The sequence below is a fragment of the Paraburkholderia sp. Ac-20336 genome (assembly GCF_017105025.1).
In the GTDB taxonomy this organism is placed as follows: Bacteria; Pseudomonadota; Gammaproteobacteria; order Burkholderiales; family Burkholderiaceae; genus Paraburkholderia.
This window is the reverse complement of record NZ_JAAGPS010000225.1, coordinates 1-5,152: the sequence shown is the minus strand read 5'-3', so window position 1 is coordinate 5,152 and position 5,152 is coordinate 1. Positions and strand designations below refer to the sequence as shown.

The window sequence follows — 5,152 nt, the reverse complement described above, 5'->3', positions numbered from 1 at the left end:
CCGCACGTGCCGCACGCCGAGCATCCCGACTCGGCGACGCCGCGCACGAGCCGCTGGCGCTCGCCAGCGCTGTGGGCACTCGGCGCGATGGCGCTCGTCGCGCTGATCGCCGAAGGTGCGATGTACGACTGGGCCACGGTCTATATGCGCGACGTCGTGCTCGCGACACCCGCACTCGCGAGCGCCGCCTACGCAGCGTTTTCGGGCGGCATGGCGGCGGCGCGTTTTGCCGGCGATGCGGTGCGCGCCCGCTTCGGCGCGCCGCAGCTCGTGATGATGAGCGCCGCGCTCGCCTGCGCGGGCATGGTCGACGCGCTGCTGCTGCCGAATCCGGTTGCCGCGCTGGTCGGCTTCGCGCTGCTCGGCCTTGGCCTCGCGAACATGATGCCGGTGCTGTTCGCGGCGGCCGCGAGCGTGAAGGGCATCCACGCGGCCGAAGGGCTCGCGCACGTCGCGGGGCTCGCGTATTTCGGCTTGCTGCTCGGGCCGGTCATCATCGGCGCGGTCACGCAGATGACCAATCTGACGATCGGTCTGTCGGTCGTCGCCGTGTGCGCCGCGTCGATCGCGCTCGTCGGCCCGAAGGTGCTGCGGCGTTTGAAGATCTGAGCCCAGGGCACGCCTGCCGTGTGTCGACGTTCTTCATGTCATATGAAACCCGCCGGCTTACGTTACGTTACGCGCGGCCCCGCGCGCCGCTGTGTTCCCCGACACATCGCTGCCCGGAACTGTCTCGCCTGCCCGCGCAAAAACCATCAACCTGTTGATTTATATATATTTTCATCTCTCGCCAGGTCGCTTAAAAAAATGGCATAGTCTTTGCAGTTAGCTCCCTCAGCAATTTCCATATTACGAGGGGAGCGGAACATGCAATGCAAACTCAAACTGACGGCCGTCGCGCTATGCGTGACGTCAATGATCGTCCTCACCGGATGCGGTAGCACGCTGACAACCGGCACAGGTAGCCTCGGCGGCGGAGGCGCGGGTGGTTCGAGCAGCGGTTCGTCCAGTGGTTCCAGTAGCGGTTCGAGCAGTGGCTCATCCAGCGGCTCCAGCAGTGGTTCGAGCAGTGGCTCGTCCAGCGGTTCGTCCAGTGGTTCCAGTAGCGGCTCGAGCAGTGGCTCATCCAGCGGCTCCAGCAGTGGCTCGTCCAGCGGCTCCAGTAGCGGTTCGAGCAGTGGCTCGTCCAGCGGTTCGAGCAGCGGTTCGAGCAGCGGTTCGAGCAGCGGCACAGCCAGCGCCAACCCCGTTGGCGTCGTCGTGCAGAACACCGGCAACGTCGTCACCGCAGCCGGCCAAACCGTCTCCGCGGTCGGCAGCCAGATCGGCTCGACGTCGCTTCCCGGCACCAATGCAGCGACCACCACCGCGCTCGGCAACGTCGTGTCGAATCTCGGCAGCGGCGTGACCGCGCTCGGCACCGGCGTCGCGAACGGCCTCGGCCAGCTCGGCAATTCGACCGATCCGCTCGGCACCACGCTCGCCAGCAGCGGCAACCTCGTCTACAACGCGGGCCAGGCCGTCAACAGCGCCGGCCAGCTAGTCACGAGCCTCGGCAGCGGCCCGACCTCGGCGCTGAGCCCGCTGACGACGCCGCTCGGCACGGTCGTATCGACGGTCGGCAATACGGTCAGCAGCGTCGGCACGCAGCTCGGCGCGACGCTATCGAACGGCCCGATCCAGCAGGTCACGCAGACGCTCAGCACCGCGATCACGCCGATCACCTCGACGCTCGCGCAGACGACCCAAACCGTCGGCGACACGACCGGCCTCGGCGCGCCGCTGAACGGCCTGCTGTCGACGCTCGGCCACGGACTCGATAGCGCCGGCAGCAAGATCGGCAGTGCAACCGGCAACCCCATCGGCCAGAACCTCGGCAACGTCGTGACGAAGCTCGGCGACACGGTCACCTCGGCGGGCGGCCTGCTCACCGCGGGCAGCGCGAGCAGCGGCAATCCGCTTGGCGGCCTCACGGGTCTGCTCGGTCTGGGTGGCAGCAGCGGTACCTCGGGCAACCCGCTCGGCGGTCTCACGGGCCTGCTGAGTCTCGGCGGCAGCAGCGGGACTTCGGGCAATCCGCTCGGCGGTCTCACAGGCCTGCTGAGTCTCGGCGGCAGCAGCGGGACCTCGGGCAATCCGCTCGCACCAGTCACCGGTCTGCTGACGACGGTCACCGGCACGCTGACGGGCGGCCTGAGCGGCGGCAGCGGCGGCAACAGCCCGCTCGCACCGCTGACCAGCGTCGTCTCGACGCTGACGGGTGGTCTCGGCGGCCTTGGCGGCACCGGCGGCTCGGGTAGCCCGCTTGCGCCGCTGACCAATGTCGTGAGTTCGGTAACGGGCACGGTCACCGGCGTTCTGGGCGGCGCGACGTCGAGCGGCGGCAGCAACCCGCTCGCGCCGGTGACGACGCTGGTGTCGTCGCTGACGGGCACGCTCAGCGGCGCGACGACGGGCGGCACGTCATCGGGTAGCGGCAGCGGCAATCTGCTCGCGCCGGTCACCGGCCTGCTGACGACGGTCACCGGTACGCTGACGACCACGGTAGGCGGCGTCACGGGTGCCGCGGGCGGCAGCTCGGGTGGCGGCCTGCTCGGCGGCCTCGGCAACCTCGCGGCGAAGAAGTGATAACCAAGAACAACGACAGCAGATAAAGGCGCGATAACCAGAAGCGCCGCAGGGAGGGTGGCGAGCCGGGCAACCGGCTCGCCATTTTTTTATCTGCGTACGCTTGATGAAGGTTCGATGAACACCCTGCGCTCCCGCGGTCGACAGGCACTCGAACCGCGGCGAACGCATGCCGGCTTGCAAGTCCAGCAGCGTGCGCAAGCCGGTTCGGTGTCCGTAGCATGGCGATGCGCGAAAGAAGCCATCGCGTGGAAATACGGAAAGCGAGCATAAAAGAAAAGGCACGCGAGCCTCACAGCGCGCGTGCCTTTTTAACAGCGAACCGAAGACGGCGCAATGCCGTCCCCGCTCACATGGAATTTACATCTTCACGACGTCGAGCAGCGTCTTCTTGCCCTGCTTGTAGTTGTACAGCGAGATCACGCCGTGCTGCAGGTCGCCCTTCGAATCGAAGGTCGTTTCGCCGATCACGCCCTTGTAGTCGGTCGTCGGCATCGCGGCCAGGATCTTCGCCGGATCGGTCGAGTTCGCGCGCTTCATCGCGTCGACGATGATGTACACCGCGTCATACGTGAACGGCGCGTAGATCTGGATCGGCTGGCCGAAGCGCTTCTCGTACTTCGTTTCGAACGCCTTGCCGCCCGCCATCTTCTCGAGCGCCATGCCGGCTTCCGAGCAGACGATGTTGTCGGTTGCGTCGCCGGCCAGGTCGGACAGCTTGTCGGTACACACGCCGTCGCCTGCCAGCACCTTCGCGCGCAGGCCGAGCTGCTTGGCCTGCTTCGCGAACGGGCCGCCGGTGGCATCCATGCCGCCGTACATGATCGCGTCCGGGTTTTCGCCCTTGATCTTCGTCAGAATCGCGCGGAAGTCGACGGCCTTGTCGTTGGTCGCGTCATGCGACACCACGTTCAGGCCGAGCGCCTTGGCGGTCTTTTCGAATTCGTTCGCGAGACCCTGGCCGTACGCGGTCGAGTCGTCGACGATCGCGACGGACTTGATCTTCATGTCCTTCGCGGCGTAGTTGGCGAGTGCCGGACCCTGCTGCGCATCAGTCGCCACGACGCGGTACGTCGTCTTGAAGCCCTGTTGCGTGTAGGCCGGGTTCGTTGCCGACGGCGAAATCTGCACGATGCCCGCATCGCTGTAGATTTTCGAAGCAGGGATCGAGGTGCCCGAGTTCAGGTGGCCGACCACGGCGACGACCTTGTCGTCGACGAGCTTCTGGGCGACCTGCGTGGCGGTGCGGGGGTCGGCCGCGTCGTCCTGGGCATCGAGTTGCAGCGTGATCTTCTGGCCGCCGATCGTGAGGCCCTTCGCGTTGATTTCCTCGACGGCGAGACGCGCGCCGTTTTCGTTGTCCTTACCCAGGTGAGCGATACCGCCAGTCAACGGCGCAACGTGACCGATCTTGACGACCGTGTCGGCCGCGGCCGATGTTGCCAACGTCGCGAACAGCATCGCCGCAGCGCTGATCGGCAACAACTTTTGAATTGTGATGTTCATGTATGTCTCCATTTTCGGTCAAAACAACGTAATCGCCCTGTGCCCCGCTTCCCCAACTCGTGTCGCTCAGTCCCGTGGACGATCACGCCGGTTGCATCGTTCATGCACTTGGCCAGTACGCTTGCCTGACTGTTTGTGACAGTTGGCAAACCGTACTTGCGCGCAAGTGTAGGTCATCAAATTAATTTGGGGGAATTTTTTGAGAAAGTGGGAAGAACACTAATAGCGCGTGTCCCGCAAGCGTCGCTCGCGGCCTCGGCGAATGGGCCGGAAAGCGCCAGCCCATGCGGGTTTCCGCCAATTGAGGGGGTTCGCCGCGCGGGAGGTTTTAGCGTTTTTTCTGGTTCGAATCGGGAATAATTCGAAGGATTTTTCAACTCGATAATGAGGCGCGCCGCACATGCTTATTAACGGATTCAGTTCGCATTGCAGGCGCGCCGGCGCATCTCTGAATCAGTCGCCGGAGCGACTGCGGAAGTGGGCGCGGAATCGGTCACGGATGTGGTCACCAAGCGGTCATGAATGCGGTCAAAACCGCAGCCACGCATGCAGTCACTGAATGCGGTCGCCGGCGCGGTCACAAACCCGTCAACAAAACCGGCCACGAAGCCAATCGCAAAGCCGGTCGCACAATCAGCGCTTCACGAGCGGCGCTTCACGAGCGGCGCTCGAACGCGGCGATACGCGCGGTCGCCGCGCGCCATTCCTGCTCGAGTTGCGCCATCAGTTCGGCGGCGCCGAGCCCTTCAGGACGCGCGCGGCCGAGCGGCGCGCCCTGCCCCGCCCACAGCGACAGGTAATCGCCGTTCTGCGCGCGGCCCGCGTTTTGCCGCAGCTCCTGCGTCAAGGCGTTTTGCACGGGATACGGCGCGATCCGCTGCGCCTCTTCGCTCAAACGTTGCATCAACGGATTGCGGATGCCGCGCGCATGACGGCCGGTGATCGCGCGCGTCACCGTAGTCGAGGTGTCGGACATGCCGCGCACGCGGGTTTTCCATACGGCGGGAATCGCGCTTTA

General features: G+C 65.4%; 2 protein-coding genes and 2 pseudogenes. 2 read left to right on the top strand and 2 right to left on the bottom strand.

Annotation, left to right across the window (positions count from 1 at the left end; translation table 11 throughout):
* Window positions 1-609: pseudogene (locus GXB81_RS30260) on the top strand (MFS transporter); the annotation flags it as partial.
* Between the two features lie 258 nt (window positions 610-867).
* Window positions 868-2,628, top strand: coding sequence for a collagen-like triple helix repeat-containing protein (locus GXB81_RS30255; protein WP_205991132.1), 1,761 nt, complete (start codon window positions 868-870; stop codon window positions 2,626-2,628).
* Window positions 2,629-2,988: 360 nt separating this feature from the next.
* Here GXB81_RS30255 and GXB81_RS30250 read toward each other — a convergent pair whose 3' ends face one another.
* Together GXB81_RS30250 and GXB81_RS30245 are read right to left on the bottom strand one after the other, a co-directional pair.
* Entirely contained in the window at window positions 2,989-4,134 is a 1,146-nt protein-coding gene (locus GXB81_RS30250; RefSeq protein WP_167042238.1) for a branched-chain amino acid ABC transporter substrate-binding protein, read from the bottom strand.
* Between the two features lie 655 nt (window positions 4,135-4,789).
* Window positions 4,790-5,152 (bottom strand): annotated as a pseudogene (locus GXB81_RS30245) (nitronate monooxygenase); the annotation flags it as partial.

Coding starts and splice junctions, on each gene's coding strand:
- GXB81_RS30255 (WP_205991132.1), top strand. CDS start 868: ATGCAATGCAAACTCAAACTGACGGCCGTCGCGCTATGCGTGACGTCA.
- GXB81_RS30250 (WP_167042238.1), bottom strand. CDS start 4,134: ATGAACATCACAATTCAAAAGTTGTTGCCGATCAGCGCTGCGGCGATG.